This window comes from Streptomyces sp. NPDC098789, from assembly GCF_044759975.1.
In the GTDB taxonomy this organism is placed as follows: Bacteria; Actinomycetota; Actinomycetes; order Streptomycetales; family Streptomycetaceae; genus Streptomyces.
In genome coordinates this window covers 145442-170640 of the sequence record NZ_JBIWAJ010000020.1, presented here as the reverse complement: position 1 = coordinate 170640, position 25199 = coordinate 145442, and the positions used below count along the sequence as shown (strand labels likewise).

Sequence of the window (25199 nt, the reverse complement as noted above, 5' to 3'; positions counted from 1 at the left end):
GGGGCTGATGAGGGCTGTTGGGTGCCGGCCGGGGGCTGCTCGGGGTGGGAACTCGGCGAGGCCGAGCAATGGGCGGGTCTGAGGCCGTCCGCCCCTCACACGAGGGCTCAAAATGCCCACAAAAGGCGCATCTTGGAGGGGTGTTGAGTTCTCGCCGTCTCTTGACCCGATTGCTGCTCGGTGGGGCCGAGCATCCCCCTCCCGCACCACTCGCCACCCCCCACCAGCCCACATCAACCCGCAGACGCTTCTCTCGGAGAAGCGCGTAGCGATCTGAAGGCGCTCTTGTGGCTTGTTCGCCCGGAGGGCGCGGCAGGGGCGTACTCAGAGCCTCCGGCTCATCGATCGGAACCCCGATCGGTGGTCCAGGTCCCCCATGCCTTCCCCCGGGGGCCGCCCGACAGTTCTTGGCTTTCCGTGACGGGGTGGGCTGTCAAGGGTGGAGCGCAGCGACATCGCGCAGCGACGCGACCGCAGGGAGCGCCCTTGACAGGTCGCCCCGGCACGGAGAGACAGTGGAACTGACGGGCAGCCCCCGGAACCTCCCCGACCCCGCCCCGCCGAAGCACCCGCCAACCCGCGGCGAAGCCGCGCCCGCCACCGCCCCACCCCACCCCACCCCCCGCCAAAGCCCGAAGCCCGAAGCCCCTACTTCTTCAGGGTGTCCGCCACCAGCTGCTTGAACTCGTCTCCGGTGATCGAGTCGATGCCCTTGCCCGAGGAGACGTTGACCTGCTTGCCGTTGATGTCGACCTCCGGAGTGCCCTTCTTGCCGCTCTCGTAGAAGGTCTTCGAGACCTTGTCGACCCACGGCATGTAGGTCAGTTCCTTCACGGCCTTGTTGAAGGCCGGGGTACGCAGGCCAGGCACCTGGTCCGCCAGCTCCAGCAGGGTGGCGGTCGAGGCGAACTTGTCGTCCGCCTCCTTCTCCGGGTGGTTCTTGTAGAGCACCTGGAGGTAGTCCATGAACTTGTCCGGGCTCTCGTTGACCGCGGCGCCCAGGGCGTTCACGGCGCGCTTGGAGCCCTTGCCGTTGCCCAGCATCTTGTCGAGGAAGGTGGCGAAGTGGTACTCGACGCGGTAAGTGCCCGCGTTCGCCTGTTCCTTGAGGGTCTTGCCCAGGCCGATCTCGATCCCGGCGCAGTAGGGGCAGCGGGGGTCGAGCCAGATGCTGACGACGTCCTTCGCGTCCGCCTTGCCGTACGGGACGACGACGCCGTCCTTGCCCGAGGTGTTGGCGGGCTGGACAAAGGGCTTGCCGCTGGATTCGGCGGAGTCGTCGGCGGCGGAACTGCCCGATTTGGACGAGTAGATGCCGACTCCCACCGCGATGGCCAGGACGGCGACCAGCGCGCCGCCGACCATCAGGCGTCCGCGGAGCTTGGCCTTGCGCGCTGCGGTCTCGCGCTCCAGGCGGAGCCGCTCCCGGGCGTCGCGGCTCTGCTGGTTCTTCCTGCTGCTCTTGGCCATGGAGACAGCCTAGGTAGGAGAAGTGGTACATACCTGGGTCATTAGGACTTTTCTGTCCGGGACCTAAGGCCCTCGGCGGGGGTCGAACGATCCGCGGGTGAAGAAGAGGCGAATGGTCTGTCACATATTGGTGGGGTGACGGCGAGTCGTGCGCGAATACCTGATAGACAGTGAATATTCATGGGTCGTCCGGCCGCGCACTCACATGTCCACGGCTGCCTCGGGGGGATTGCCGCACTGTGAAGCCTCTTCACCGTCATCTTGTCAGCACGTCGCGCAAGGTCCTGTGCACTGCCGCACTTGCCGCCAGTCTGACCACGGCGGCGGTCGTCACCACCGCGCCGACGGCCGACGCGGGGGAGGCCGAGCCGGGACCGGACAGTCCGCAGGCCAACGACCGCGGCAACGCGCGTCTCGACCTGCCCGACCTGGTGGCCGACCCGCCCGCGCAGCCCGGTTCCGGTGCCCCCGAAGGGGCCAGTGGGATACCCGCGACCGCCCTCGACGCCTACCGCCGGGCCGAGATAGCCGTCGGGTCCGCGCTGCCCAACTGCAAGCTGCCCTGGCAGCTGCTCGCGGGCATCGGCCGGATCGAGTCCGTCCACGCCTCCGGATACGGCCTGAAGGCGGACGGCTCCACGGAGAAGCCGATCCGCGGTCCCCGCCTGGACGGCAACGGCTTCGCGACCATCAAGGACACCGACAAGGGCGCGTGGGACGGGGACACCGAGTACGACCGGGCCGTGGGCCCGCTCCAGTTCATCCCCTCGACTTGGCAGACCTGGGGCGCCGACGGCAACGGCGACGGCAACCGGGACCCGAACAACATCTACGACGCCGCGCTCGGCGCGGGCCTCTACCTCTGCGCGGGCGACCGGAACCTCTCCGACCCGGGGGACCTGGACAAGGCGATCCTGAGCTACAACAGCTCCCGCGAGTACGTGAACTCCGTGCTCGGCTGGATGCGCCAGTACCAGGCCGGGGTCGCCGGCGTCCCGAACCCGCCCCCGGGGAACTTCCCGACCCCGCCGCCCGGGTCGCTGCCCACCCCGCCGCGCCCGCCCGTGACCCCGCCGGCCCCGGTGACTCCGCAGAAGCCGCCGACGGTGCCGCCCACGGTCCCACCGACGGTGCCGCCCACGAAGCCCGACCCGACGAAGCCGACGCCCGCGACGGTGAGCGAGCTCGCGGTGGTCGGCGAGCCGAAGATCACCGCCCAGGCGGGTTCGGTCTTCGGGTCCGCCCCCAAGGTCAAGGCGGTCCTGAGCGACGGCAAGCCCGCCGCGGGCGAGACGGTCAACTTCGAGGTCGAGGACGGCGACACCTCGGGCACGGTCTTCGAAGCCGACGGCAAGACCTCCGCCGTGGTCAAGACGGACAAGGACGGCATCGCGGTCGCCCCCGCCCTGAAGGCCGGCGCCAAGGCCGGCGAGAAGGAGGGCGCCTTCACCCTGCGCGCCACCCTCTACAGCCAGGGCAAGGGCAGCGCCGCGGGCAGCCAGCCCTTCACGGTGAAGTTCACCGGGACGGTCACCCCCAAGCCCAAGCCCGCCCCCGTCGTGGACGCGCTGACCCCCACCGACACCAAGCCGCTCACGGCGGTCCAGGGCTCCAGCTTCGTGCGCATCGAGCTGAAGGCCACCGCCGAGGGCGCCCCGATCGCCGGGACGAAGGTCACGGCCGCGCTGGTCGAGCAGGACGACAAGGGCAAGTGGGTCCCGGTGGACCCGACCGCGCGCACCCCGTTCTTCAAGGGCGCGGACGGCAAGGAGCTGCACACGGTGGCGCTGGCGCCGACCGGGGCCGACGGCCTGGTCACCGTGCCGGACCTGTTCACCGCCTCCGCTCCGGGTACGGCCGCGGCCCCGGTCGCTCCGGGCACGTACCACCTGCGCCTGGTCACCGAGAACGGCGTGGAGCGGATCCTGGACCTGATCGTCACCGCGGCCCCGGCGGCCCCGGCGGCGTAGGCGGCGTAGACCTCGGGCACACGAGAGAGGCGGGACCCATCGGGTCCCGCCCCTCTCGCACACCCCCGGCTCCGTCCCCGGTTCCGTCCTCGGGGGCGGGGCGCCAAAGGCAGGAGCCCCGGCCCCTCCGCTCGCACGGAGGAGACAGGGCTCCTTGGGTACTGCATCTCCAACCCGCGATCGGGCTGGCCCAGGCGACTAGGCCGGGACGACGTTCTCCGCCTGCGGGCCCTTCGGACCCTGGGTGACGTCGAAGGTCACGAGCTGGTTCTCCTCAAGGGAGCGGAAACCAGCCGCGTTGATCGCGGAGTAGTGGACGAAGACATCCGGGCCCCCGCCGTCCTGGGCGATGAAGCCGAAGCCCTTTTCAGCGTTGAACCACTTCACGGTTCCGGTAGCCATGAGCCCTCCTATGGGCCAAAGGGTCGCCCTGCTCCAGAACCTGCTAAGAAGTCTGAAAACTACAAAAGCCTGCGGGTCACATGCTCCGCAGGCTTCGTACTGCAAGGGAAACCAAACTGCAACTTGCGTCGAGCCTAGCACGCAGACTGCGGGGTCGACCAGAGGGAAAGATCACGTCACCCGGACGTTTGAGGCCCGTCCGAAGGCTGACGGGAGGGTGGGGGCTAGTCTCGCGATGTGGACGTCTATCGCAGCCGGCCCAGGGTCGGCCACATCCAGTTCCTGAACTGCCTGCCGCTGTACTGGGGCCTCGCAAGAACCGGCACCCTGCTCGACCTGGAGCTGACCAAGGACACCCCCGAGAAGCTGAGCGAGCGGCTGGTCCGGGGCGAGCTCGACATCGCTCCGATCACCCTCGTGGAGTTCCTCCGCAACGCCGACCAGCTCGTCGCCTTCCCCGACCTCGCGGTCGGCTGCGACGGCCCCGTGATGTCCTGCGTGATCGTCTCGCAGGTGCCGCTGGAGCAGCTCGACGGGGCCCGGGTCGCGCTCGGGTCCACCTCGCGCACGTCCGTACGACTGGCCCAGCTGCTGCTCGCCGAGCAGTACGGCGTGCAGCCCGACTACTACACCTGCCCGCCCGACCTCGGGCTGATGATGCAGGAGGCCGACGCGGCCGTACTGATCGGTGACGCGGCCCTGCGGGCCTCCCTGCACGACGCGCCCCGGCTCGGTCTCACCGTGCATGACCTGGGGCTCATGTGGAAGGAATGGACCGGACTGCCCTTCGTCTTCGCCGTCTGGGCCGCCCGCAAGGACTACCTGGAGCGCGAGCCGGCCATGGTGAAGGAGGTCCACGAGGCCTTCCTCGCCTCCCGGGACGTGTCCCTGGAGGAGGTCACCAAGGTGGCCGAGCAGGCGGCCCGCTGGGAGGCCTTCGACGCGGAGCTGCTGGAGCGGTACTTCACCACGCTCGACTTCCGCTTCGGCGCGGAGCAGCTGGCGGGCGTGCGGGAGTTCGCGCGCCGGACCGCCGCGGACACCGGCTTCGCCGAGGACGTGGTGGTGGAGCTGCTGGCCCCGTGACGGGTCGGGCCGCGGCGGGGCCCCGGCTCCGCCTCAGCCCGTGGGGACCGGCGCCTGGAGGTGGGCGCTGATCCACTTCATGGTGCCCTCGCCCATGCCCCGGATGTAGGTCTTCGCGTTGTGCTCGCCACCGGCGATGACCTGCAAATGGGTCTTTACGGGACCCTTTCCGTAATTCCTGATGAATTTCTCCACGTTCGGCTTTCCGCTTTCGTTGCTGCCGACCTGGAAGGCGAGATAGACATCGGGTCCGTCCTTCGTCGCGAGTTCCGCGGCGAGGCGTTCCGGATTGTTCGCCTGCCGCTCCTCCTCGTATCCCTTCCACAAGGGGGAGTCGGGCACGGTGTCCGGGCCCGAGGCGATCACCGCCTTGAATTGCTCCGGCTTCTGGAGAACCGCCTTCAGCGCGGCGAAGCCGCCGGAGGAGGAGCCCATGAAGGCCCAGCCGTCCCGGGAGTGGAAGGTGCGGAAGTTCGCGCGGACCAGGTCCGGCACGTCCTCCGTGAGCCAGGTCCCCATCTTCGGCTGCCCGGGGATGTCGCTGCCGTCATAGAAGTGTGATTTGTCTGGATTGAGTACCGGCATCGCCACGATGAAGGGCAGGCTCCGGCCGTCCTTCGACCAAGCGGCGATGCTGCTCTCCAGCCGGAGGCCGGCGGCCATCCAGTAGTTCTTGGGGAATCCACGGCCCCCGGGCAGCGCGATCAGCACCGGGAAGCCGCTGTGCGCGTACTGGGATTCGAAGTACTGCTTCGGGGCCCACACCCAGACTTTCCCCGTGAAGCCCGATTTCTGACCCTCCAGGGTGGTCACGCCGATCGTCGTCCCGTCGGCGAGGCTGCTCTCCTCGTGGAACTCCGCCTCCGGGCCGGTCGGCAGCTGGGTCAGCCGCTCCGCCTCGGCCACCGGGTGCGGGGTGAGGCTGCTGGTGGGGGCGCTCGTCGGCGCCGAGCTCGGGGCGTCGAAGCGGACCCGGCCGCCCTGGCCGGAGCAGCCCCCGAGGGTGAGGGCGAGGCAGGCGGTGAGGCAGGCGGTGAGCAGGGCGGATGCCCTGAACGCCGGTTCCGCCGTGGTCGTGCGCGGTCTCATGCCGATCACCGTGCCACGGATTCGGCGCCTCCGTGGGCCGACAGGGCCTAGTGTGCTGAGCCGTCAGTCATGCACGGGGAGCAGAGGACGGGGGGACGCGATGCAGCCGCTCGAAGCCGGCGAACCGCGCACGATCGGGTCGTACCGGCTGCTGGGCCGGCTCGGCGCGGGCGGCATGGGCCGGGTCTACCTGGGGCGCAGCGCCGGTGGCCGGACGGTCGCGGTCAAGATCGTGCACCCGCACTTCGCCTCGGACGACGAGTTCCGGGCCCGCTTCCGGCGCGAGGTCGCGGCCGCCCGCCGGGTGGGCGGCGAGTGGACCGCGGAGGTGCTGGACGCCGACCCGGAGGCCGCCGTTCCGTGGGTGGCCACCGCGTACGTCGCCGGGCCCTCCCTGGACCGGGCGCTCGCCGCGCACGGACCGCTGCCGGAGCACTCGGTACGGGCGGTGGGCGCGGGGCTGGCCCGCGCCCTGGTGGCGGTGCACGCGCTGGGCCTCGTACACCGCGACGTGAAGCCCTCGAACGTGATGCTGACCCTCGACGGGCCGCGGCTGATCGACTTCGGGATCGCCCGGGCCAGCGACGGCACGGCCTCGCTGACCTCCACCGGGGTGTCCGTGGGCTCGCCGGGCTACATGGCGCCCGAGCAGATCCTCGGCAAGGGGGTCACCGGGGCCAGCGACGTCTTCTCGCTCGGCGCGGTCCTGGCCTTCGCCGCGACCCGCCAGCCCCCCTTCAGCGGGGACAACGCCGCCACCCTCCTCTACAAGGTGGTCCACGAGGACCCCGACCTCGACGGGATCCCGGCCGGGGAGCTGCGCGACCTGATCGGTGCCTGCCTGGCCAAGGCGCCGGGCGAGCGGCCCGCTCCGGAGGCGATCGCGGTGGCGCTGGGCGGGGCGCTGGGCGCGCCCGGCTGGCTGCCGGGGCCGCTGGTGGAGGACGTGAGCCGGGCGGCGGCGCGGCTGCTGGACCTGGACGCGGACGCGGACCAGGGGCCCTACGCCTCCGGGCCGGTGCCCTTCGGGGCGTCGCCCTACAGCTCGGACGCGCTGGGCGGCTTCGGGCCTGCGGACTCCTCCTACGAGGCCGAGCGGGCCCCGGTCGGTCCGGTGGGCCCGTACGGCCCGGCCGGGCCCGCGGTCCCCCCGGGGCCGCCGACCGAGACGGGCACCGGCGGCGCGGCCGGCGGCGCCGCCGGGGGCGCGGCCACGGCCCGGGGGACGGGGGACGGGGACCGCGGGGACGCGGACCGGCGCGGGGTCCGCTTCACGGCGGCCGGGCGCCGGATGAGCTGCACGCTGGTGCTGGCCGTGAGCGCGGCGCTGGCGCTGGGCCTGGGCGGCGGGCTGTACGGGCTGGGCCTGCTGCCGGGGAGCGGCGACGTGCGCGACTCGGCGTCGGGCAACCCGAACCAGCCGGCCTCGACGCCGGGCGGCAGCCGCTCGCCCTCCGGCCCGCCGTCGGTCCTGCCGCGCCCCTCCGCGTCCGCCTCCGGCGACGGATCGTCCGCGCCGCCGACGCGGAGCACGCGGGAGGACGTGCCCGAGGAGTTCGTCGGCACCTGGAAGGGGTCGCTCACCACGAACCTCGGTCTCCCCACCCGGTTCGAGATCACCATCCGGAAGGGGAACAAGGGGGCGGTGGTCGCCCGGGACCACTCGGTCGTCGACATCCTGGGCACGGCGTACGACTGCAGCGGCGACTGGAAGCTCTCCGTCGCCACCGACCGGGCCCTGGTCCTGGACACCGCGGGCGGCCCCAACCCGCACCCGGGCGTCTGCGCCCCCGGCTCCGCCGACGAGCGCTTCACGCTCAACGAGGGCGGCACCCTCCACTACCGCTCGGGCGACAAGGCCGCCGGAAACCCGGAGGGCGACCTGACGAAGGGCTAGCTCGCAGGGGGGCCGTCCCTTCGCGGCGGCCCCCCGCAACCGCACCGCGGCGCTGGCGTAGGCTGGATCGGTCCGGACAACCCTTGACACACCGCCGAAAGGTGACGCACCGGTGACCGACCAGGCCGCTCTCCAGTCTGTCCTCGACCGTGCCGCCGCAGGGGGCCGGATCACCCAGCAAGAGGCCCTCGACCTCTACCGCGACGCGCCGCTGCACGCGCTCGGCCAGGCCGCCGACGCGGTGCGCCGCCGCCGCTACGCGGGTACCGAGCACATCGCGACGTACATCATCGAGCGCAACATCAACTACACCAACGTGTGCGTCACGGCGTGCAAGTTCTGCGCCTTCTACGCGGCCCCGAAGGACACCAAGAAGGGCTGGTCCCGGGACCTCGACGACATCCTGCGCCGCTGCGCGGAGACCGTCGAGCTGGGCGGCACGCAGATCATGTTCCAGGGCGGGCACCACCCGGACTACGGCGTCGAGTACTACGAGCACCACTTCGCCGCGATCAAGAAGGCGTACCCGCAGCTGGTCATCCACTCCCTCGGCGCGTCCGAGGTCGAGCACATGGCCCGCATCTCGGGCGTCTCGGCGGAGGAGGCCATCAAGCGCATCCACGCCGCCGGCCTCGACTCCTTCGCGGGCGCGGGCGCCGAACTCCTCCCGGCGCGGCCGCGCAAGGCGATCGCTCCGCTCAAGGAGTCCGGCGAGCGCTGGCTGGAGATCATGGAGATCGCCCACGGGCTGGGCGTGGAATCCACCTCCACGATGCTGATGGGCACCGGCGAGACCAACGCCGAGCGCATCGAGCACATCGCGATGATCCGGGACACGCAGGACCGCACCGGCGGCTTCCGCGCCTTCATCCCGTACACCTACCAGCCCGAGAACAACCACCTCAAGGGCCGGACGCAGGCCACGGTGTTCGAGTACCTGCGCATGATCGCGATCGCGCGCCTGTACCTCGACAACATCGCGCACATCCAGGGCTCCTGGCTGACGGTCGGCAAGGAAGCGGGCCAGCTGGCGCTGCACTACGGCGCCGACGACCTCGGTTCGATCATGCTGGAGGAGAACGTCGTCTCCTCGGCCGGTGCCAAGCACCGCTCGAACCGCCAGGAGATCATCGACCTGATCCGCAAGGCGGGCCGGACCCCGGCGCAGCGCGCGACGACGTACGAGCACCTGCTGGTCCACGACGACCCGGCGAACGACCCGGTCGACGACCGCGTGGCCTCGCACATCTCCTCGACGGCCATCGAGGGCGGCACCGCGCACCCCGAGCTGAAGCTGATCCAGGCGAACTGAGCCCGGCGAAACCGATGGCGAACCGATGCTGACGCTGCACACCGCCGACCTGCTCGTCACCGGGCCGGGCGCGGGCGCGCTGCCGGGCGGGGCGGTCCTGGTCGAGGGCGACCGGATCGCCGCCGTGGGCGCGTACGAGGACCTCGCCGAGCGGAACCCGCACGCCCGCACGCGGCGCTGGCCCGGGGTGCTGACCCCGGGGCTGGTCGTGCGCGGGGCGGACGTGCTGCTGGAGCGGACGTACTACCCGGACGATCCGTACGAGATCGCCGAGCTGGGCGCGGACCCGATCACCGGGGCCGAGGCCCTGGATGCCCTGGAGCTGACCGAGGTCCGCCGGGGCAACAGCGCCCGGCGGGCCACCCAGAAGCTGCTGTCGCGCGGGGTGGTCGCGGTCAGCGGCCGGCTGCGCGTGCCGGCCGTCCGCACGGCGGTCACCCGCTCGGGGCTGGCGCTGCTGCCCGCGCCCGCGGGGGCCGCGGCCCCCGGCTCCCCGGACCCTTCTCCGGCCCCTTCGCTGGATCCCTTCGCGGGGCGGGAGACGGCCGCGGCCGCCTTCCACGGGTCCCTGGAGCGCGGCGGCCCGGCCCGCTTCGCGGCCTTCGACGCGGCCGACCTGGACGCCCTGCTGGCGCGCGGCGCCACCACCTGCGTGGCCACGGTCATCGGCGGCCGCCTCCTGCACCGCCGCCGCTGACCTGCGGCCCTCCCGCCCCCGGACGGGTGCGGGCCCGGCGCTGCGGGGCGGGGCGGGCCTGCGAGAATGAGGGGGCACCCCCACCGCGTCGTGCCCGCCGCCCGCGCCCCGCGCAGCGGCACCGCACCCCGAGCTCTGCGAGGCCAACCAGTGACCCGCGCATCCCTGGACAAGCAGCCGCACGAAGTCGCCTCCATGTTCGACGGAGTGGCGGCCAACTACGACCTCACGAACGACGTCCTCTCCCTCGGGCAGGCCCGGCTGTGGCGCAAGGAGGTCGCCAAGGCGGTCGACGCGCGTCCCGCCCAGAAGGTGCTCGACCTGGCCGCCGGCACCGCGACCTCGTCGCTGCCCTTCGCCGCGACCGGTGCGTACGTCGTCCCCTGCGACTTCTCCCTCGGCATGCTCCGCGAGGGCAAGAAGCGCAACCCGTGGCTGCCGCTGACGGCGGGCGACGCGACGAAGCTGCCGTTCAAGGACGACGTCTTCGACAGCGTGACGATCTCCTTCGGGCTGCGCAACGTCCAGGACACCGAGGGCGCCCTGCGCGAGATGTACCGGGTCACCAAGCCCGGCGGACAGGTCGTCATCTGCGAGTTCTCGCAGCCGACCTGGGCCCCCTTCCGGACCGTCTACACCGAGTACCTGATGCGCGCCCTGCCGCCGGTGGCCCGCGCGGTGTCCTCCAACCCCGACGCGTACGTCTACCTCGCCGAGTCCATCCGCGAGTGGCCGGACCAGGCCGCCCTCGCCCAGCTGCTGCAGAAGGCCGGCTGGGGCAAGGTCGCCTGGCGCGACCTCAGCGGCGGCATCGTGGCGCTGCACCGCGGCACCAAGGCCTAGGGAACGGGCCGTGGAATACCAGGAGCTGCTGGAGCGGATCGAGGCGGACATCGCCCCGCTCATCGGCAGCGGGACGCCCGCCGAGTACATACCGGCGCTGGCGGCCGTGGAGCCGCGGCAGTTCGGCATGGCGATCGCCGACCTCGACGGGAAGGTCCACGGGGTCGGCGACTGGCGGACGGCGTTCTCCGCGCAGTCCATCACCAAGGTGTTCGCGCTCGCCCTCGCCCTCGCGGAGGGCGGCGACAGCCTCTGGGAGCGGGTCGGGCGCGAGCCCTCCGGCAATCCCTTCAACTCGCTGGTGCAGCTGGAGTACGAGAACGGCATTCCGCGCAATCCGTTCATCAACGCGGGCGCCCTCGTCGTCACCGACCGGCTCCAGACCCTCACCGGTGACGCGAGCAGCGAACTCCTGAAGTTCCTCCAGGAGGAGAGCGGCAACCCGGACGTCGCCTTCGACGCCGAGGTGGCCGCCTCGGAGCAGGAGAACGGCGACCGCAACGCGGCGCTGGCCCACTTCATGGCCTCGTACGGGAACCTCGACAATCCGGTCCCGGCCCTCCTCGACCACTACTTCTGGCAGTGCTCGATCGAGCTGACCTGCGCCGATCTGGCGCTCGCCGCCCGCTTCCTGGCCCGGCACGGGCTGCGCGCCGACGGCTCGCGGCTGTTGACCCGCAGCGAGGCCAAGCAGGTCAACGCGGTGATGCTGACGTGCGGAACGTACGACGCGGCGGGCGAGTTCGCCTACCGCGTCGGCCTGCCCGGCAAGAGCGGGGTCGGCGGCGGCATCGTCGCGGTGGTCCCGGGCCTGTGCACGCTCGCCGTGTGGAGCCCCGGGCTGGACGCCCAGGGCAACTCGGTGGCGGGCGTGGCGGCCCTGGACCGGTTCACGACGTTGACCGGTCTCTCGGTCTTCTAGGGCGCGCTTCCAGGGCGCCTCCGCGGTGCGTCCAGGGTGCGTCGACTACGCCGTCCCGCGGAAGTCGAGGGTGTACTTGTGGCCCGGGTTGCCACCCGGAGAGGTGAACTCCTCGGCCAGGTCCATCCCGAGCCGTTCCGCGACCGCGATCGACCGGGTGTTGCGGGAGTCGATCATCGCGATGACGTGCGGGACGCCCGCCGCGCGGACCCGTTCGACGGTGGCGAGCGCCGCGGCGTAGGCGTACCCCTTGCCCCAGAACTCGCGGCCGAGCCGCCAGCCGATCTCGATCTCCCCCAGGGGCGGCCCCCAGGGCTTGGGCCACGGCTGGGCGCCGGTGAAGCCCATGACGGCGCCGTCCGGGTCCAGCAGGCTCCACAGGCAGAAGCCGTGCCGGGCGTCGTGCATCCGCTGGCGGGCGGTGAACTCCTCGTACACGGAGAGCTCGGCGGGACCGCCCAGGAACTCCATGACGTCGGGATGGCCGAACACCCGGTGCCAGGCGTGCGCGTCCTCATCGGTGGGCACGCGCAGCTGTACATCGGGCAGTGGCCGGGTCGGCGAGACGGTCATCGTGGGCAGCCCTTCGGATCGTGATCTCTCTCGCTGCTTAGACTGCACATGTCTCGTGCCGTTCGGCACCCCTTATCGAGCCTTCGGGAGATCCCGCAGTGACCGAGCCCCTCTCCGAACACTCCGCGGATGTGATCGTCGTCGGGGCCGGGCCCGCCGGCTCCACCACCGCCTACTACCTCGCCAAGGCCGGACTCGACGTCCTGCTGCTGGAGAAGACGGCGTTCCCGCGCGAGAAGGTGTGCGGCGACGGCCTGACCCCGCGCGCGACCAAGCAGCTCGTGGCGATGGGCATCGACGTCTCCGAAGAGGCCGGCTGGCTGCGGAACAAGGGCCTGCGGATCATCGGCGGCGGGCAGCGGCTCCAGCTGGACTGGCCCGAGCTGGCCTCCTTCCCGGACTACGGACTCGTGCGCAAGCGCGACGACTTCGACGAGACCCTCGCCCGGCAGGCCCAGAAGGCCGGCGCCCGGCTGTACGAGCGCTGCAACGTCGGCGAGCCGATCCGCGACGCCCGTACCGGGCACATCACGGGCGTGCACGCGAAGCTCGGTGAGGAGAAGAACTCCGTCACCTTCCGCGCCCCGCTGGTGGTCGCGGCCGACGGCAATTCCTCCCGGCTGTCCCTGGCGATGGGCCTGCACCGGCGCGAGGACCGCCCGATGGGCGTCGCCGTCCGCACGTACTTCACCTCCCCGCGCCACGACGACGACTACCTGGAGTCGTGGTTGGAGCTGTGGGACCGGCGCGGCGCGCAGGACCGGCTCCTCCCCGGCTACGGCTGGATCTTCGGCATGGGCGACGGCACGTCCAACGTCGGCCTCGGCATCCTCAACTCCTCCTCCGCCTTCAAGGAGCTGGACTGGCGCGAGGTGCTGAAGGCGTGGTGCGCGTCGATGCCCGCCGACTGGGGCTACACCCCGGAGAACATGACGCAGCCGATCCGCGGCGCGGCCCTGCCGATGGCCTTCAACCGGCAGCCGCACTACACCAAGGGCCTGCTGCTGGTGGGCGACGCGGGCGGGCTGGTCAATCCGTTCAACGGCGAGGGCATCGCCTACGCGATGGAGTCGGGCCAGATCGCGGCCGAGGTCATCGTCCAGGCCCACGCCCGCGCCACCCCGGCGCAGCGCGAACTGGCGCTGCACAGCTACCCGAAGGTCCTCAAGGAGACCTACGGCGGCTACTACACGCTGGGCCGCGCCTTCGTGAAGCTGATCGGCAACCCGAAGGTGATGAAGATCGCCGCCCAGCGCGGCCTCACCCACCCGGTGCTGATGCGGTTCACGCTCAAGATGCTGGCGAACCTGACCGACCCCCAGGGCGGCGACGCGATGGACCGCATCATCAACGGCCTGAGCAAGGTAGCTCCGCGTTCGTGATCATTCAACCGGGATGGCGGAACATTCGCTGATCTGTGGTGTCACAGCCTACGGCGCGAGTCCTTTCGCGCCGTAGGCATGACTCCGCCCGCCGACGCCAGGGGCGCCGACGGGCGGGCGGTGACCTACGAGGCCCGGGTACGCCAGTAGGTGACCCAGTCGTGCGCGAGCCGACCCATGTGCTTTTTCCAGTCCTGCGGGTCATGGCGGGCGATCTCGTCCCACGCTTGCGCGTTCGCGTCGGAGAATGCGGCGATGGCCGCGTGCGGGGCGGCGGCCCATGACGGGAACTCTTCGCGCGCCCATGCGTCCGCGGCTTCCACGGTGTGCCCGGCTTCCATGAGTCGCAGGATGAGCACGGCGGGGTCGATCCATGCCGCGCCCCGGGTGGGCCATGCCCAGTCGATCAGGTGGGCGCGGTCGGTGACGAGCACGTTGTGCGGGGCGAGGTCGGTGTGCAGCAGAGTGTCGCCCGCGAGCTGCTCGACGCCGGCGGGGCCGGCGTAGCCGCTCCATCGGTCCTCGGCGCGTTTAAGCGGGATGTCCGGGCAGGGGGTGCTCTGGAGATCGCGCAGGGCGTCGGCGGTGAGATGTAGGTCGGGGGAGCCGGGGGCGTAGTCGGCGTGACGGGCGACGAGGTGTTCGTACCCGATCAGGTCCCATCCGGCGGCTTGCACGTGCCACAGCAGCCGGGGGCACGTCGGAGGCAGGTACGGGTTGATCGACGCTTCGCGCTGCTGCGTCCGGATCTGCGGGTGATCGGTGGGCACGCCCTTGACGAACAAAGTCGCGTCGCCGGTCGTGATGGTGGCGGCGATGCCGGAGTTAGCGCCGCCGTCGGCGGTTGCGGCGTGCAGGACAGGGCCGGTGTGCTGTTCGACGGCGGCGCGCGCGGCGAGCGGTAGGTCGTCCCAGTGGATGCGGTCTACGGGCATGGGGGCTTCCTGGGGGTGGACAGCGAGCCGCCCCCGACCCTACGCGGGCGGGGGCGGCTCTGTGCGCAGGTGCGGTTTAGTACGGCTGGTCGTCGTCGGCCTGGCAGGAGCAGCCGAGGGCCTCGGAGAACGAGCCGATGTCCTTGGTGATCCTGAATCCGTCGTCGGCGATCGGGCGGGACGTGATCGCGACGGGGAGCGGGCCGGCGGCCGACTCGGTCGGGCGCGGCGTGATCGAGAGCATCACGGGCACGCGGCTGGTGGTGCGGGGCTCAAGGGCGGTTGCCATGGGTTCACCTCACGGGTTCGGGGTCGGGATGCTGGCAGTACATGTTTCGCGGTGCCTTCGCCTCCTGATAGAGCTTGGCCATGGGGCGGCAGGTAGTGCAGCCGCCCGGGTTGCCGTCGGCGTCCTTCTGACCGAACGAGCAGCCGGCGCAGCCCCCGGAACGAAGCTGTAGGCCATCGGCGATGCCGCCGAGGCGTTTGAGTCCCTCGATGCCTTCATGCATGAGGGGGATGTGCGGCTCGCGGCCGATCTTGCAGATGGACGCATGGCCGAACGGGTCCGCGTGGAAAAACGTATGTCCGGCGTTGCAGGCGGTGAAGGGCTTCCGCGCGCGGAGGTACTTGAGGGCCTGCTCGGGGATCGGCGTCGCGTCACCCTGGATGGTGGGCGACATGTTCGTGAAGACGTACACCTGCCCGTATTGCTCGGCGAGCTGCTCCATGGCGGCGAACTCGTCGGCGTTGTCCTTCGAGATGACGATGTTCAACTGCAAGCGCAGGCCGGCCTCGCGGGCGGCGTCGAGTCCGGCGATGAAGCGGCCGAATGCGCCCCGGTTCCGGGTGAAACCGTCGTAGGTCTCTTCGGTGGCGCCGTAGACGCTCAAGGACAGGTGGTGTGGGGGGCGAGCGGTGAGAGTGTCGAGGATCTTCGGCTTGTGGAGCTGCGAGCCGTTCGTCGAGATCGTGAGCATGATCCCGAGGTCGTAGGCGTACGAGTACATCTCGGGGAACTCGCGGTCGATCAGGGGCTCGCCGCCCGTGATCTGGAGCCAGAGCACGCCGGCGTCGCGCATGATGTCGAGCAACCGGATCTTGTCCGGGCCCGGCATCCCCTCGAACTTCTTAGGGCCGAGGTAGCAGTGCGGACAGTCGTAGTCGCACCCCTTATTGATCTCCCACGAGGCACGCGACATGCCGTACGTCGAGGGGGCACGCACGATCACCTTGTCGCGCAAGGGGCGGTGCTCGGGCAGGTCGAGCCCCCATGCCTGACGGGCGCCGTCGACGAGCCACGCGGGCGCCTCGGCCCCCGTGCTCGCTGCCTTGCTCAGTTCGAGGTACCGCGCGAGCGGGATCTGCACTCCGTCGTCGTGCCCGGGGCGTAAGACGAGGTACTCGTCGAGGAACGGCGAGACGACGAGGTTATGAGTAGGTTCCGGCATGGGCCCCCCACGTGAGAGTGAACAGGGTCAGGGTGTGCAGCTCGACGCGATCCGGCGCCCATGAGCGCCAGAGGGCGACGAACTCGGCCTCGTCCTTGGGTAGGTTGAGATCAGGCTGCGCACGGCGGGCGCGGGTACGCAGGGCGCGGTCTGTGTGCGGGTACAGGGAGAAGTCGCCGGTGTAGTCGGCGACGGCCGCGGCTGCGGTCCACTCGCCGAGTCGGCGCACTCCACAGAGAGCCTTGAACAGGCGGTCGGGTTCGAGGGCCTGCCACTCGTCGGCGTGGTTGACGTAGGCCCGAGCCGCGGCGCGCAGGAGCGGCTTGTAAAACCGGATGCGGATCGCGTCGAACCCTTGATCGCTGAGGTGCAGAACCGTAGGTGCTGTGGGGGGCATGGCCAGGGGACCGGTGAACGTGTCGTGAGAGCGGCCGAACGTCGCGCACCACCTGCGGTAGAGCGCGGCGCCCTGTTTGGCTCGGCCGAAGTGATGGAAGATCGCCGCGGTGATTGAGTCCCACAGGTCCGGCGTGGTGAGTCGGGCGACTGTGCCGAGCTGCGCGAGGGTCTGCGCGAGTCGGTCCTGCTCGCGTTGACGGGGGAGCATGATCGCCGAGGTGTAACTGATGGTCGGTGCCTCGGCGTCGTCCGTCCCGAGGGGGCGCAGTACGAGGCCGGCGCCCTGCCAGTGGGCGAGCCAAGGAACTCCCTTGAACTCGACGACTCGCAGCGCTTCCCCGTTGAGGCTCGGGGGCGTTACCCATGCCGGGTGATCAGTTACGAGGGTGGTACTCAACGGCTTAATTCCCTACGTGCGATGGGGTGTTGGCTGCGGGTGCCGATCGGAGTGGCGAGGTACACGTGCACGGGGCGTATGGCCCATTCGAGGTACTCGCCTCGCGGGAGCTTCACGGTGAATCCGCACGGCTCATTTCGTGCGAGAGCACCGAGGGCATGCACCCATCCGTCTTCCAACCAAGTGGCAGCGCAGGCGAGTTCGTCGCCATCAAGGCCGAACGGCGCATTCTGGTGGAGCTGTAGGCACAGCAGGCGTCTCGCGGACATCGGATCGGGCAGCAGGCTCAACGACCGCGGGTCGGGTGGCAGCCCCGCGTCGGAGTGGTGAAGCAGGGCCTCACACCAATATCCGCGGGTGGCAGCGAGCATTGGTCGTTCTGTCGTGGCGAGTTGAGCAAGCACGGCTTACCTCCTCCGCGGCGGTGGGGCGTCCATCGCCGCAGTTCCGCGGCGCGATAGATCCCGTCCATCGCCCCCTGTCCGGGGCACGGCAAGGGAGCGTCGTCACCGATGACTTACGGGCGGTCACCGATGCAACATCGGGACGACGGTAGCGCCATTGGGACGGGCGTAGCAATGATGCGCCGTCCCAAAGTTGTACCGGCATATGACAAGCGCCCCCCACCGAAGTCGGTGAGGGGCGCCAGCTCTTGGGCTTGTCAGATCAGGTGGTCGAACTCCCCCGCCTTCACGCCCAGGATGAACGCGCGGAGCTTCTCGACGGACGTCGTGACGATCACGTCCGGGTCGTCGCTCTCCCGCATCGCGATTGCGCCGGCGACGGGGGCCAGCTCGACGCAGCTCTGATTGTCGTCGGCTCCCGAGAACGAACTCTTCTGCCAGTTGATTTGGTCGGTCATGCGCCTTGACTCACATTTCCTGAGCGATGCGGTGAATGAATTTACGCGACGCCTCGGTCCCGAGGGAGATCGACTTGATTGATTCGAGTAGCTCTCGGTATCGGGCGAGTTGAGGTTCGGCGTCCAGAAAGCCGCTATCGAAAGCACTGTCAATCTGAACTGTGTCGAGCGCCGGAATGGTTGCTCCGGCGTAGAGGATGGAATGTACTGATCCAGTGATCTGACGCTCGAAGGGGATGACGTGAATTTTCACGGATGGCCACTCTGAAACTTCGCAGAGAAATGCGAGCTGTTCCCTCATGGTTGAGGCGTCGCAGTACCGCATGCGCAGGGCCGCCTCGTGAATGTACGCCGTGAACGGTGTCGGGTTGGGCCGATCGAAGATGACGCGACGTCGCATTCGGTGCTCTACGCGAGTGCTGACCTCACTTGCCGCAAGGTCGGAGACGCCGCTACGGATAAGCCCCCCTGCGTATGCTTCGGTCTGGATTTGGCCAGGAACGTGAAGCATCTGAATAATGTCAAGGGATGAGGCCCAGAATTCCAGCTCGGCTACGTCCAAGAATCCCGGTGAGAGTATGCCGCGATAGTCATCCCACCACCCCTTCGAACGCTCCTCTGCCATTCTCGCGAGAGCGTCGATAAGGTGGCGATCCGTTGCGCCGTAGTGGGCTGCGAGACGCCGAACGCGCTCATCGCTGACGCCGTAACGCCCGGATTCGATGTGGCTGATCTGCGCGCGTTCGCCTCCCAGGAAGGCGGCGGCGGTGGCTCCATTCATGCCGGCGCGCTCGCGCAGTTTGCGCAGCTCGGCGCCCAACCTCTTCTGCCGGGCGGTTGGGTAACTCCTTGGCGGCATGGCCCTCCCTCTCTTCCGCGTATGAGTGTGCCGTCCCGATGGCATCCCGGTCCACCCGTCTTGATGCGACGGCCGTCCCACTGTTGCGCCGTCCCTATGTTGTGCCCTAGCTTCGAGGCGGCGCCTCACTGCGTGTGGCGGTCCGAAGTGCAGCCACCTGTACGCCTGTTGAGGGCGCCCCGGGGATGGTGGTCAGGGACACGGACCGTTGCCCTTACGCGCCCCGACCGCGTTGGGAGACGACGAAATGAAGATGAGCCCCTTACCGCCCCCTGAGCTGGGGGTGAGTTACCGGCTGACGGCGCCGCGCGCCGCGACTACGCCGAGAATCGTGCGCGACTGGCTCGTGCTGCTGCTGTGCACGTTCGGGCACGAGGAGATTGTGGAGCAGCTTCGGCTGTGTGTGTCCGAGGTAGTCACGAATGCCTACCTCCACACGCGTACCGACCTGATCACGGTCGATGTGTCCCTCGGCTCGACCGCGGTCACGGTGTGGGTGACCGACGATCGACCCGAGTGGCTGCCCCGCTCGCCGCACGTTGCGCCGCCGTGGCGATCCGATCACGGGCGGGGTCTGTTCCTCGTGTCGCGGCTCGCGGACCGATGGGACGTCGAGGCCACCGGTACCGGTAAGCGGCTCGGGTTCAGCATCGACTACGGCAGGGGGGCGGCGTGAGGGTCGGTCGTGTCGAGGCTGTCTTTCGCCCTGGGGAAGCGTCGGGCGGTCAAGTGGTCTGGCTGGTAGACGAGTTGAGTACACCGCTGTGCGAGGTGTCGCAGGAGGACGCGCACAGCCTCTGCTTCGAACTCGCAGACCTTTTCGGTTGGGTCGTGCTCGACCCACGGGAGATGACCGAGGTGACCGAATGAGGATCGGACCCGTAGTCGTCGGCGTGATCTCGATTGCTGTGAGCCTCGCCCTGCTCGTGCTGACCGCGGTGTGGGCCTCGCTGCCGAGCGCTCGGCGCGCGGTGACGCCCGCCCCCGATCGCCCCGGACGCAAGTACCGCTGCTACTGCTGGGCGGAACCGGTGCTCGTGCTCGTCGAGTCGCGAGAGCCGCAGGAAGCCGGAGCGCAGCCATCGGCACGCCGGCGCCACGCCAAGCCCTCCGCAGACCACGCCGCCCGCCCGGATAGTGCCTCCCACGCGGGGGCGGGCGGCGGTGGAAGGGGAGCGCCTCCCGTGCGCGCGGTCGCATAGATCGTCTGCACGGTGACCCCGGGCAGGGGGCTCTCGACGAGTGCACCGTCGAGAGCCCCCTTCGCCTGTCCCCAAAACGAGAAAGGGGCGCCCCCGCCACCGGCACGAGGCCGGGGCGGGGGCGCGCGTTGTTCAGCGGGCGGCGGTCTGCCAGAGGGTGAGGGCGAGGCCGATCACGGCCACCAGGGCGAGGACGCTCGGGAGTGGCCAACGGTTTCGTTCGAGGGCGTCGAGCCGCTGCTCGTGGTCGGCGAGGCGGGTGTCGAGTTGATCGGAGCGCTGTACGAGGAGGGCGAGGGCGCCGTCGAGGCGGGCGAACCCGGTCTCGACCGTCGCCCGCAGGCGTTCGAGTTCGAGGGCGACGTCGCTGGGGGTCGGGTCGGTCACGGGCGCCCGTCCCGGTCGAGGGCGAGCAGCTCGGCGTCGCGGTCGGGGCCGGTCCGCAGCCACGCGGGCAGCAGGGTGTCGATGACCGGGAGGGCCATTACGCGGGTGATCGCGCCGGCGACGGCGAGGGCGAGACCGATGCCGGCCGCGGTCTGCGGGATGCCTGCGGCGTCGATGATCAGGGGGAGTCCGGCAGCGAGGGCGAGCACGGTCTGCACGATGGTGCGGGCGGTGCGGCGGGCGGCGTCGGTCATGAGCGGTACCTCTTTCATTAGGAAGGGGAGGGCCCGTCCGCGGTCGCGGGCGGGCCCGGGGGCGGGATCAGACCTTGGGGACCTTGAGCGCGTCCCAGGACGAGCGGCCGGGGATCCCGTCGGCGTCGCGGCCGGAGTATCCGAGGTGCCGCTGCCACGTGGCGTACGAGGCGATGTCGGCCGCGGTCCACTGCGGGCCGGGACCGGACGCGTAGGCCGAGCACCCGACCTCGACGAGGCGCCGGCCGACCGCGGTCACGATCGGGCTGCGCGGGTAGCTGCGGAAGAACTCGACGCCGGGGAAAGGCTCGTACTGCGGGGCCGGTACTTCGGTGCCCGGCTTGGTGCCGAGTCGACGGTCGACGCGCTCGCGCATCGTGGTCATGGAGAACCCGCGCGGGTCCGGCTTCCAATCCGACCATTCCTTGTGGCCGATCACGGATGCGGCCGACCACCCGTACGCGCGGCAGATCGCGGCCGAGGTCCGCTCGATCGCGTCGAGCTGCTCGGTCGGCCAAGGGTCGCTGCCGTTGCCGAGGTTGACGCACTCGAACCCGTAGAAGTGCGCGTTGCCGTCCGCGGCACCGGCCGAGCCCTCGTGCTGGGCAGTCGAGGGCAGGGCGCCCTCGGCGATCACGGCGTTGAGTACCCTCGGATCGCCTCCGCCGGCGTGGTTCGCGCGGCCGGCCGAGATCAGGTAGACGTCGCCGTTCTTGGCGATCACGCCGTGGCAGAGCGGTCCGGGGAGTTCCGCGTATCCGTCGTAGCAGAGGCGGACCGAGGAGTCTGTGCCGCTCGAAACGGTGTGGTGGATCATCACGCCGTTGATCGGGCCGAATGCTCCCTTGTGGTCGCGGTTGTGGGTGCGCCACGAGCCGTACTCGACGACGCGCACGCCCTCGGCGCGCAGGGCGGCGACGAGACGATCGGGGGACAGAGGCTGTGCCATGTGGGGTGTCTCCAGACATAAAGAAGAGCCCCATGTGGGGGCTGCGGGTGAAGTGGGTGGGGAGCGGGTCTACCGGCGGGCGACCTCGGCCTCGGGTTAACTGACCGCGGCCCACAGCGCATTGGCGTCAAAGGTGAGGGCCGTGCCGGGGGTGAAAGCGGCGGGCAGGCTGGTCTGCCCGGTGGCGGTGAGCCGTGCGGCGCGGCGAAAGGCGCCTGGCATGGCGGCGGCGCCGGCGGGCGAGGTGCCGAGGTTGGCGCCGCGGGCGAGCACGGGCCCGTTGTAGGGGCTCGCTACCTGCCCGTTGGTGACGATGGCCACCCAGTAGTTACCGGCGGGCGCCAAGTAGGCGGTGGTGAGGGGGCAGACCACGGTCGCGCCCTCGTTCGCGGTGACGATGCCGGAGAGAGGGGCGGTGACGCCGACGCGGGCGCCGGCGGCCGTGTAAAGGCCCGCGAAGCTCGACGAGGTCAGCGTCCCGCCCCCGTACCCGCACGAGTAGAAGCACAGGTTGGCCACCGTGGTGGGCACGCGGAGGGTGATCCCGCACAGGTACACGTATCCGGCGAGTAGGGCCTGCCCGCTGTTACTGGTGGCCGGGTCGAATGTCCAGGCCGCGAACCCCAAATCGGTGGGGAGCCACGTGCCGCCCCCGAGGCCGTCGACGTAGCTCCGGCGGGTGAGGTGGTTATCGGCGGTCGGCGCGGCCGAGGCCGAGGGGACTGTGCTGAAAAGCTTGGCGCCCGCGATGGTCTGCGCGCCGGTGAGTAGGACGGCGGTTCCGGTGGGCTGCGCGCCGACGTCGGCCGCGGCAAGGTCGATCGTGGTCCCCGTTTTGCCGGCGATGGTGATCACGATGTTCGGGCCGTGGTCGCCGTTGACGGTGGACACCGATCCGGCGCCCGGGTCGCCCTTTGGGCCCTGTGGTCCGGGGACGGTGCTGGCCGGGCCCGTGTCGCCCTTTGTTCCCTGCGGCCCGGGGACCGTGCTGGCTGCGCCCGTGGCACCGGTCGCACCGGTCGGGCCGCGCAGCGTTCCCACCGAGGTTCCCCACCCGGCCTCGCCGCGCTGCCAGATGTCCCCGGTATCGGCGCGGAGCACCATGTCGCCGGGGCGCGCGCCGCTGCTCGGCAGCGCCCCCGTGGTCACGTACCAGGCGGTGCCGCGCAGGGTGCCGCCGAGCAGCGCCCACATGCCGGCGGCGCGCTGCCATGTTGAGACGGTTGTGGTGGGGATGCCGAGGACGGTGTCGGTCTCGTACCGCACGTAGAGGTCGCCATCGACGCCGAGGCTCGCCGCGGGCGCGGCGGTCCCGGTGTGGATCCGGGATCCGGCGGTGCCAGGCACACCCTGCGGCCCGATCGGTCCGGGTATCCCGACGTAGTTGGGTTTCGAGGGGTCGGTCGGGGCGATGTCGGCGAGGTCGACCGCGGGCCACGCCCGGGGCAACACCACGTTGTAGGAGCGGCCCACGGGGATGCCCGACAGCTGCTCGGCCACCACGTACGCCCACCCGGACGGGTCCATGTTCGGTGAGTCCGTGGCGGGCAGGGTGACCTCGATGCCTCCCTGCGCGTCGAGAGGAACGGTCACCGGTCCGCCGAGGATCACGTCGGCCTGCGGGAAGGTCAGTGTGGCGGGGGCCCGGAATACGAGGGCCCCCGACAGTGGTGTGCCGTCGGGGGCGAGGTAGCGACCGCGCACGGTCACGGTGGGTATGGACGGGGGGAGCAGGGTGCGCCTCCTAGTCGTCGATCGTGTGGAGTCCGATGGGCGGCTCGGGCGGGGTGGTGGCCGCGGGCGCATCGAACGCAGGGGCGGCGGCGGGCGGGCGTGCGGCGGGGTTGTTGGTGCCTTGCGCGGGGCCGGATGTGGCGGGCGTGCTGCTGCGCCGGGTGGCTGTCCGGGTGGGGCGCGGGCGGGGAATTTCCTGCGGCGAGCGGGCCTCGTGGGTGTGGCCGCCGGAGTAGTTGACGGTGACGCCGTTGGAGCCGGACGTCTGCCGGACCCGGACCCGCACGAACACATCGAGTAGCCAGTCGGCGCCGTGCAGCGGGAAGGTGATCCATCGCGATTCCCACCGAGCGGTGGACGCTGGTGCGGTGACGGACATGGTGGCCACGTCCGTGAACGAGGGCTCGTCTGCTGTTCGGTACTGCACGGTGACCTCGGCGGTCGAGCCGCCGCCTGCTCCGATGTCGAGCAGGATCGAGGCGACGGGCTGCTGCGCGGGGAACGTGCCGAACCACCGGTTGATGAAGGTGCTTTCGGTGACGATGGGGTCGATGCCCACGGGGTAGAGCGGCAGCGGCAGGTAGGGGGTGCCGACGCCCCACCCGGTCGTGGTCTCGTCGGACAGCACCTGATTCCCGGATCGGTCCCACAGGCTGATGGACTGCGGTCCCGCGGCGCCTGTCTCCTCCGAGCGGGCGCCGAAGATTGAGAAAGCGGTCGATCCGTCCTGCCTGTTCATGACGACGCCCTGCTGCTCGGCGTTGCCGGGGTGCTCGGCGTCGGGGACGATGGCGCCGACGCGGACGAGGCCGATGCCGTTGGGCGCCCACACTTCGAGGCTGCCGCCCTCGGCGATCTTGACGAGTCCGTGCGTGATCTCGCTCATCGCGGGGCGTATCTGCGTGCGCCCGGTCAGCTCGCGCAGTTGGCGTTCGAGTGCGCGGATGCGGTCGAGTAGGTCGAGGGGGATCGCTGCCATCAAGCGGCCTCCAAGTAGACGCGTGCGGTTTCGGGTCGGCCGCGTGTGGGCGGGTCGACGGCGAGGCCGATGAGCCGGTATCGCGCGTCGAGGCCCTCGGCCCACCAGAGATCCCGGATGCGGATCCGGATGGTGGCGCCGAGGAGCGCGGGCGAGAGCTGCGTACGGTCGAGCGCGACGGTGAGTTGGGGAATCGGTCGCGGGGTGGCTGCGGCGGCGAGGTCGGCGCGGGCATGCGCGGCGAGCGTGCCGAGGTCGCTCACGGTCGTGTAGTCCGAGGTGCCGTCCAGTCGCGGCCATCCGGCGGCGAGCTGCGCGTCGTCGACGAGCAGCTCGGTCATCAGCGGTAGGGACTCGGCGGCCTGGTTCTTGTTGTCGCTCGCGCCCCTGCTCTGCCACACGTTGGCACGCACGGTCGCGTCGAGGGGCCAGTCGTAGGTGAGGATCGGACCGGGGTGGTCGAGCACGACGGCGGAAGTGCCGGCGCGGATCACGGGCGATCCGAGTTGCAGTTCCTTGATTCGGCGCCCGGTCGTCTGGTCGCGTCTGCTGGCGATCCGCCACTCGAACCCGCCCTCGACCGAGGCGAGTTGGTCGATCAGCTCTCGTATGCGCGGCTGGTCGTAGCGGCGAAACGTGCGGTCGCGCCGGACACCGGACAGGATCCGGGAGTCGGACTCGATCCCGATGTCGCCTCCGGCCAGAGTGGCCGAGTAGGCGAGCAGCCCCCGCACGATGTCGAACTGATCGACCCCGGTCGCCTGCTGCGTGTGGAAGACGGCGCGATGGTCGAGGTAGGACGCCCATCCTCCGGCCTGGATCTTCATGCTGAGCCGGCCGCGGCTGTCACTCGCCAGGGCGGACGTCCAGGGGATCCCGCCCCACCATAGGTCATTGCCTCGCGTGATCCACAGTGCGGTTCGGCCGAGGTCCAGGGCGGCGCGGACGCGGGCGGCGATCTGCCGGTTCGGCAGGGGGACGGTGACCGAGGCTGTTCCGGTCCGGCCGATGTAGTCGTCGAAGGCCACATCGGTGGCGGGTAGGACGTCACGTACTTCGTCGGTGCGTAGGTCGCAGAGCGTGATGCGGTAGTCGATGGCGGGCAGAGGGGCACCTCCCCGAGGGATGAGTACGCGGGCGCCGGCTAG

25 protein-coding genes are annotated in these 25199 nt (G+C 70.4%); 9 read left to right on the top strand and 16 right to left on the bottom strand.

The window, feature by feature from the left end:
* Positions 1-648: 648 nt before the first annotated feature.
* Entirely contained in the window at positions 649-1470 is an 822-nt protein-coding gene (locus ACIQWR_RS32625; protein ID WP_404017048.1) for a thioredoxin domain-containing protein, read from the bottom strand.
* Between the two features lie 239 nt (positions 1471-1709).
* Between ACIQWR_RS32625 and ACIQWR_RS32620 the strand changes: the two genes are divergently transcribed.
* Positions 1710-3440 carry a hypothetical protein gene (locus tag ACIQWR_RS32620; RefSeq protein ID WP_404017045.1) on the top strand — a complete coding sequence of 577 codons (1731 nt, stop codon included), beginning with the start codon at positions 1710-1712 and terminating at the stop codon, positions 3438-3440.
* A 198-nt stretch (positions 3441-3638) separates the two neighbouring features.
* Here the strand turns inward: ACIQWR_RS32620 and ACIQWR_RS32615 are convergent, their stop codons facing one another.
* The gene (locus ACIQWR_RS32615) at positions 3639-3842 is read right to left on the bottom strand and encodes a cold-shock protein (protein ID WP_404017042.1); all 204 of its coding nucleotides are present in this window, start codon (positions 3840-3842) and stop codon (positions 3639-3641) included.
* 237 nt (positions 3843-4079) lie between these two features.
* Here ACIQWR_RS32615 and ACIQWR_RS32610 point away from each other — a divergent pair, with 237 nt between their 5' ends.
* Entirely contained in the window at positions 4080-4928 is an 849-nt protein-coding gene (locus ACIQWR_RS32610) for a menaquinone biosynthetic enzyme MqnA/MqnD family protein (RefSeq protein WP_404017039.1), read from the top strand.
* 33 nt (positions 4929-4961) lie between these two features.
* Here ACIQWR_RS32610 and ACIQWR_RS32605 read toward each other — a convergent pair whose 3' ends face one another.
* On the bottom strand, positions 4962-6017 hold the full coding sequence (locus ACIQWR_RS32605) for an alpha/beta hydrolase (protein ID WP_404017036.1): 1056 nt from the start codon (positions 6015-6017) through the stop codon (positions 4962-4964).
* A 100-nt stretch (positions 6018-6117) separates the two neighbouring features.
* On the opposite strand from ACIQWR_RS32605, the gene ACIQWR_RS32600 reads away from it, so the two are divergent.
* The 5 genes from ACIQWR_RS32600 (at position 6118) to ACIQWR_RS32580 (ending at position 11688) form a co-directional block, all read left to right on the top strand.
* Positions 6118-7914 (top strand): serine/threonine-protein kinase, encoded by a 1797-nt coding sequence (locus tag ACIQWR_RS32600; protein ID WP_404017033.1) that lies wholly within the window; start codon positions 6118-6120, stop codon positions 7912-7914.
* A 112-nt stretch (positions 7915-8026) separates the two neighbouring features.
* On the top strand, positions 8027-9226 hold the full coding sequence (gene mqnC, locus ACIQWR_RS32595) for a cyclic dehypoxanthinyl futalosine synthase (RefSeq protein ID WP_404017030.1): 1200 nt from the start codon (positions 8027-8029) through the stop codon (positions 9224-9226).
* A gap of 25 nt (positions 9227-9251) precedes the next feature.
* A complete protein-coding gene (locus ACIQWR_RS32590) occupies positions 9252-9923 on the top strand; it encodes an imidazolonepropionase-like domain-containing protein (RefSeq protein WP_404017028.1) in 672 nt (223 codons plus the stop codon).
* 150 nt (positions 9924-10073) lie between these two features.
* Entirely contained in the window at positions 10074-10766 is a 693-nt protein-coding gene (locus ACIQWR_RS32585; RefSeq protein WP_404017025.1) for a demethylmenaquinone methyltransferase, read from the top strand.
* 10 nt (positions 10767-10776) lie between these two features.
* The gene (locus tag ACIQWR_RS32580) at positions 10777-11688 is read left to right on the top strand and encodes a glutaminase (RefSeq protein WP_404017023.1); all 912 of its coding nucleotides are present in this window, start codon (positions 10777-10779) and stop codon (positions 11686-11688) included.
* Positions 11689-11733: 45 nt separating this feature from the next.
* Here the strand turns inward: ACIQWR_RS32580 and ACIQWR_RS32575 are convergent, their stop codons facing one another.
* Positions 11734-12261 carry a GNAT family N-acetyltransferase gene (locus ACIQWR_RS32575; protein ID WP_404017020.1) on the bottom strand — a complete coding sequence of 176 codons (528 nt, stop codon included), beginning with the start codon at positions 12259-12261 and terminating at the stop codon, positions 11734-11736.
* Positions 12262-12359: 98 nt separating this feature from the next.
* Between ACIQWR_RS32575 and ACIQWR_RS32570 the strand changes: the two genes are divergently transcribed.
* Complete coding sequence (locus ACIQWR_RS32570) at positions 12360-13643, top strand: geranylgeranyl reductase family protein (RefSeq protein WP_404017017.1); 1284 nt, start codon at positions 12360-12362, stop codon at positions 13641-13643.
* A 125-nt stretch (positions 13644-13768) separates the two neighbouring features.
* Here the strand turns inward: ACIQWR_RS32570 and ACIQWR_RS32565 are convergent, their stop codons facing one another.
* From ACIQWR_RS32565 to ACIQWR_RS32540, 6 genes are all read right to left on the bottom strand, one after another.
* A complete protein-coding gene (locus tag ACIQWR_RS32565; RefSeq protein ID WP_404017015.1) occupies positions 13769-14578 on the bottom strand; it encodes an aminoglycoside phosphotransferase in 810 nt (269 codons plus the stop codon).
* 76 nt (positions 14579-14654) lie between these two features.
* Positions 14655-14867, bottom strand: a complete 213-nt coding sequence (locus tag ACIQWR_RS32560; protein ID WP_404017012.1) for a hypothetical protein — start codon at positions 14865-14867, stop codon at positions 14655-14657.
* Positions 14868-14871: 4 nt separating this feature from the next.
* Positions 14872-15948, bottom strand: coding sequence for a radical SAM protein (locus ACIQWR_RS32555; RefSeq protein ID WP_404017010.1), 1077 nt, complete (start codon positions 15946-15948; stop codon positions 14872-14874).
* Between the two features lie 61 nt (positions 15949-16009).
* Positions 16010-16825, bottom strand: coding sequence for a hypothetical protein (locus ACIQWR_RS32550; protein WP_404017008.1), 816 nt, complete (start codon positions 16823-16825; stop codon positions 16010-16012).
* Positions 16826-17486: 661 nt separating this feature from the next.
* Positions 17487-17687 carry a DUF397 domain-containing protein gene (locus ACIQWR_RS32545; RefSeq protein ID WP_404017005.1) on the bottom strand — a complete coding sequence of 67 codons (201 nt, stop codon included), beginning with the start codon at positions 17685-17687 and terminating at the stop codon, positions 17487-17489.
* 10 nt (positions 17688-17697) lie between these two features.
* Positions 17698-18507: a helix-turn-helix domain-containing protein gene (locus ACIQWR_RS32540; protein WP_404017002.1), complete on the bottom strand. Its 810-nt coding sequence runs from the start codon at positions 18505-18507 to the stop codon at positions 17698-17700.
* Positions 18508-18877: 370 nt separating this feature from the next.
* On the opposite strand from ACIQWR_RS32540, the gene ACIQWR_RS32535 reads away from it, so the two are divergent.
* Complete coding sequence (locus ACIQWR_RS32535; RefSeq protein ID WP_404017001.1) at positions 18878-19222, top strand: ATP-binding protein; 345 nt, start codon at positions 18878-18880, stop codon at positions 19220-19222.
* 658 nt (positions 19223-19880) lie between these two features.
* Here ACIQWR_RS32535 and ACIQWR_RS32530 read toward each other — a convergent pair.
* The 6 genes from ACIQWR_RS32530 to ACIQWR_RS32505 all read right to left on the bottom strand — a co-directional run bounded on the left by ACIQWR_RS32530 (position 19881) and on the right by ACIQWR_RS32505 (position 25079).
* Positions 19881-20135, bottom strand: a complete 255-nt coding sequence (locus ACIQWR_RS32530; RefSeq protein WP_404016999.1) for a hypothetical protein — start codon at positions 20133-20135, stop codon at positions 19881-19883.
* Complete coding sequence (locus ACIQWR_RS32525) at positions 20132-20389, bottom strand: hypothetical protein (RefSeq protein WP_404016996.1); 258 nt, start codon at positions 20387-20389, stop codon at positions 20132-20134. The genes ACIQWR_RS32530 and ACIQWR_RS32525 overlap by 4 nt, the downstream gene beginning before the upstream one ends.
* A 67-nt stretch (positions 20390-20456) precedes the next feature.
* Positions 20457-21338: a peptidoglycan-binding protein gene (locus tag ACIQWR_RS32520; protein ID WP_404016993.1), complete on the bottom strand. Its 882-nt coding sequence runs from the start codon at positions 21336-21338 to the stop codon at positions 20457-20459.
* 96 nt (positions 21339-21434) lie between these two features.
* Positions 21435-23048 (bottom strand): phage tail protein, encoded by a 1614-nt coding sequence (locus tag ACIQWR_RS32515; protein WP_404016990.1) that lies wholly within the window; start codon positions 23046-23048, stop codon positions 21435-21437.
* A 34-nt stretch (positions 23049-23082) separates the two neighbouring features.
* Positions 23083-24051, bottom strand: a complete 969-nt coding sequence (locus ACIQWR_RS32510) for a hypothetical protein (RefSeq protein WP_404016988.1) — start codon at positions 24049-24051, stop codon at positions 23083-23085.
* Positions 24051-25079 (bottom strand): hypothetical protein, encoded by a 1029-nt coding sequence (locus ACIQWR_RS32505; RefSeq protein WP_404016985.1) that lies wholly within the window; start codon positions 25077-25079, stop codon positions 24051-24053. Before ACIQWR_RS32505 ends, ACIQWR_RS32510 begins: the two co-directional genes overlap by 1 nt.
* Positions 25080-25199 lie beyond the last annotated feature (120 nt).

What these genes read in the sequence shown, in the direction of transcription:
- ACIQWR_RS32625 (WP_404017048.1), bottom strand. Translation starts at nt 1,470, where the DNA reads ATGGCCAAGAGCAGCAGGAAGAACCAGCAGAGCCGCGACGCCCGGGAG.
- ACIQWR_RS32615 (WP_404017042.1), bottom strand. Translation starts at nt 3,842, where the DNA reads ATGGCTACCGGAACCGTGAAGTGGTTCAACGCTGAAAAGGGCTTCGGC.
- ACIQWR_RS32605 (WP_404017036.1), bottom strand. Translation starts at nt 6,017, where the DNA reads ATGAGACCGCGCACGACCACGGCGGAACCGGCGTTCAGGGCATCCGCC.
- ACIQWR_RS32600 (WP_404017033.1), top strand. Translation starts at nt 6,118, where the DNA reads ATGCAGCCGCTCGAAGCCGGCGAACCGCGCACGATCGGGTCGTACCGG.
- ACIQWR_RS32590 (WP_404017028.1), top strand. Translation starts at nt 9,252, where the DNA reads ATGCTGACGCTGCACACCGCCGACCTGCTCGTCACCGGGCCGGGCGCG.
- ACIQWR_RS32575 (WP_404017020.1), bottom strand. Translation starts at nt 12,261, where the DNA reads ATGACCGTCTCGCCGACCCGGCCACTGCCCGATGTACAGCTGCGCGTG.
- ACIQWR_RS32565 (WP_404017015.1), bottom strand. Translation starts at nt 14,578, where the DNA reads ATGCCCGTAGACCGCATCCACTGGGACGACCTACCGCTCGCCGCGCGC.
- ACIQWR_RS32560 (WP_404017012.1), bottom strand. Translation starts at nt 14,867, where the DNA reads ATGGCAACCGCCCTTGAGCCCCGCACCACCAGCCGCGTGCCCGTGATG.
- ACIQWR_RS32545 (WP_404017005.1), bottom strand. Translation starts at nt 17,687, where the DNA reads ATGACCGACCAAATCAACTGGCAGAAGAGTTCGTTCTCGGGAGCCGAC.
- ACIQWR_RS32525 (WP_404016996.1), bottom strand. Translation starts at nt 20,389, where the DNA reads ATGACCGACGCCGCCCGCCGCACCGCCCGCACCATCGTGCAGACCGTG.
- ACIQWR_RS32520 (WP_404016993.1), bottom strand. Translation starts at nt 21,338, where the DNA reads ATGGCACAGCCTCTGTCCCCCGATCGTCTCGTCGCCGCCCTGCGCGCC.
- ACIQWR_RS32510 (WP_404016988.1), bottom strand. Translation starts at nt 24,051, where the DNA reads ATGGCAGCGATCCCCCTCGACCTACTCGACCGCATCCGCGCACTCGAA.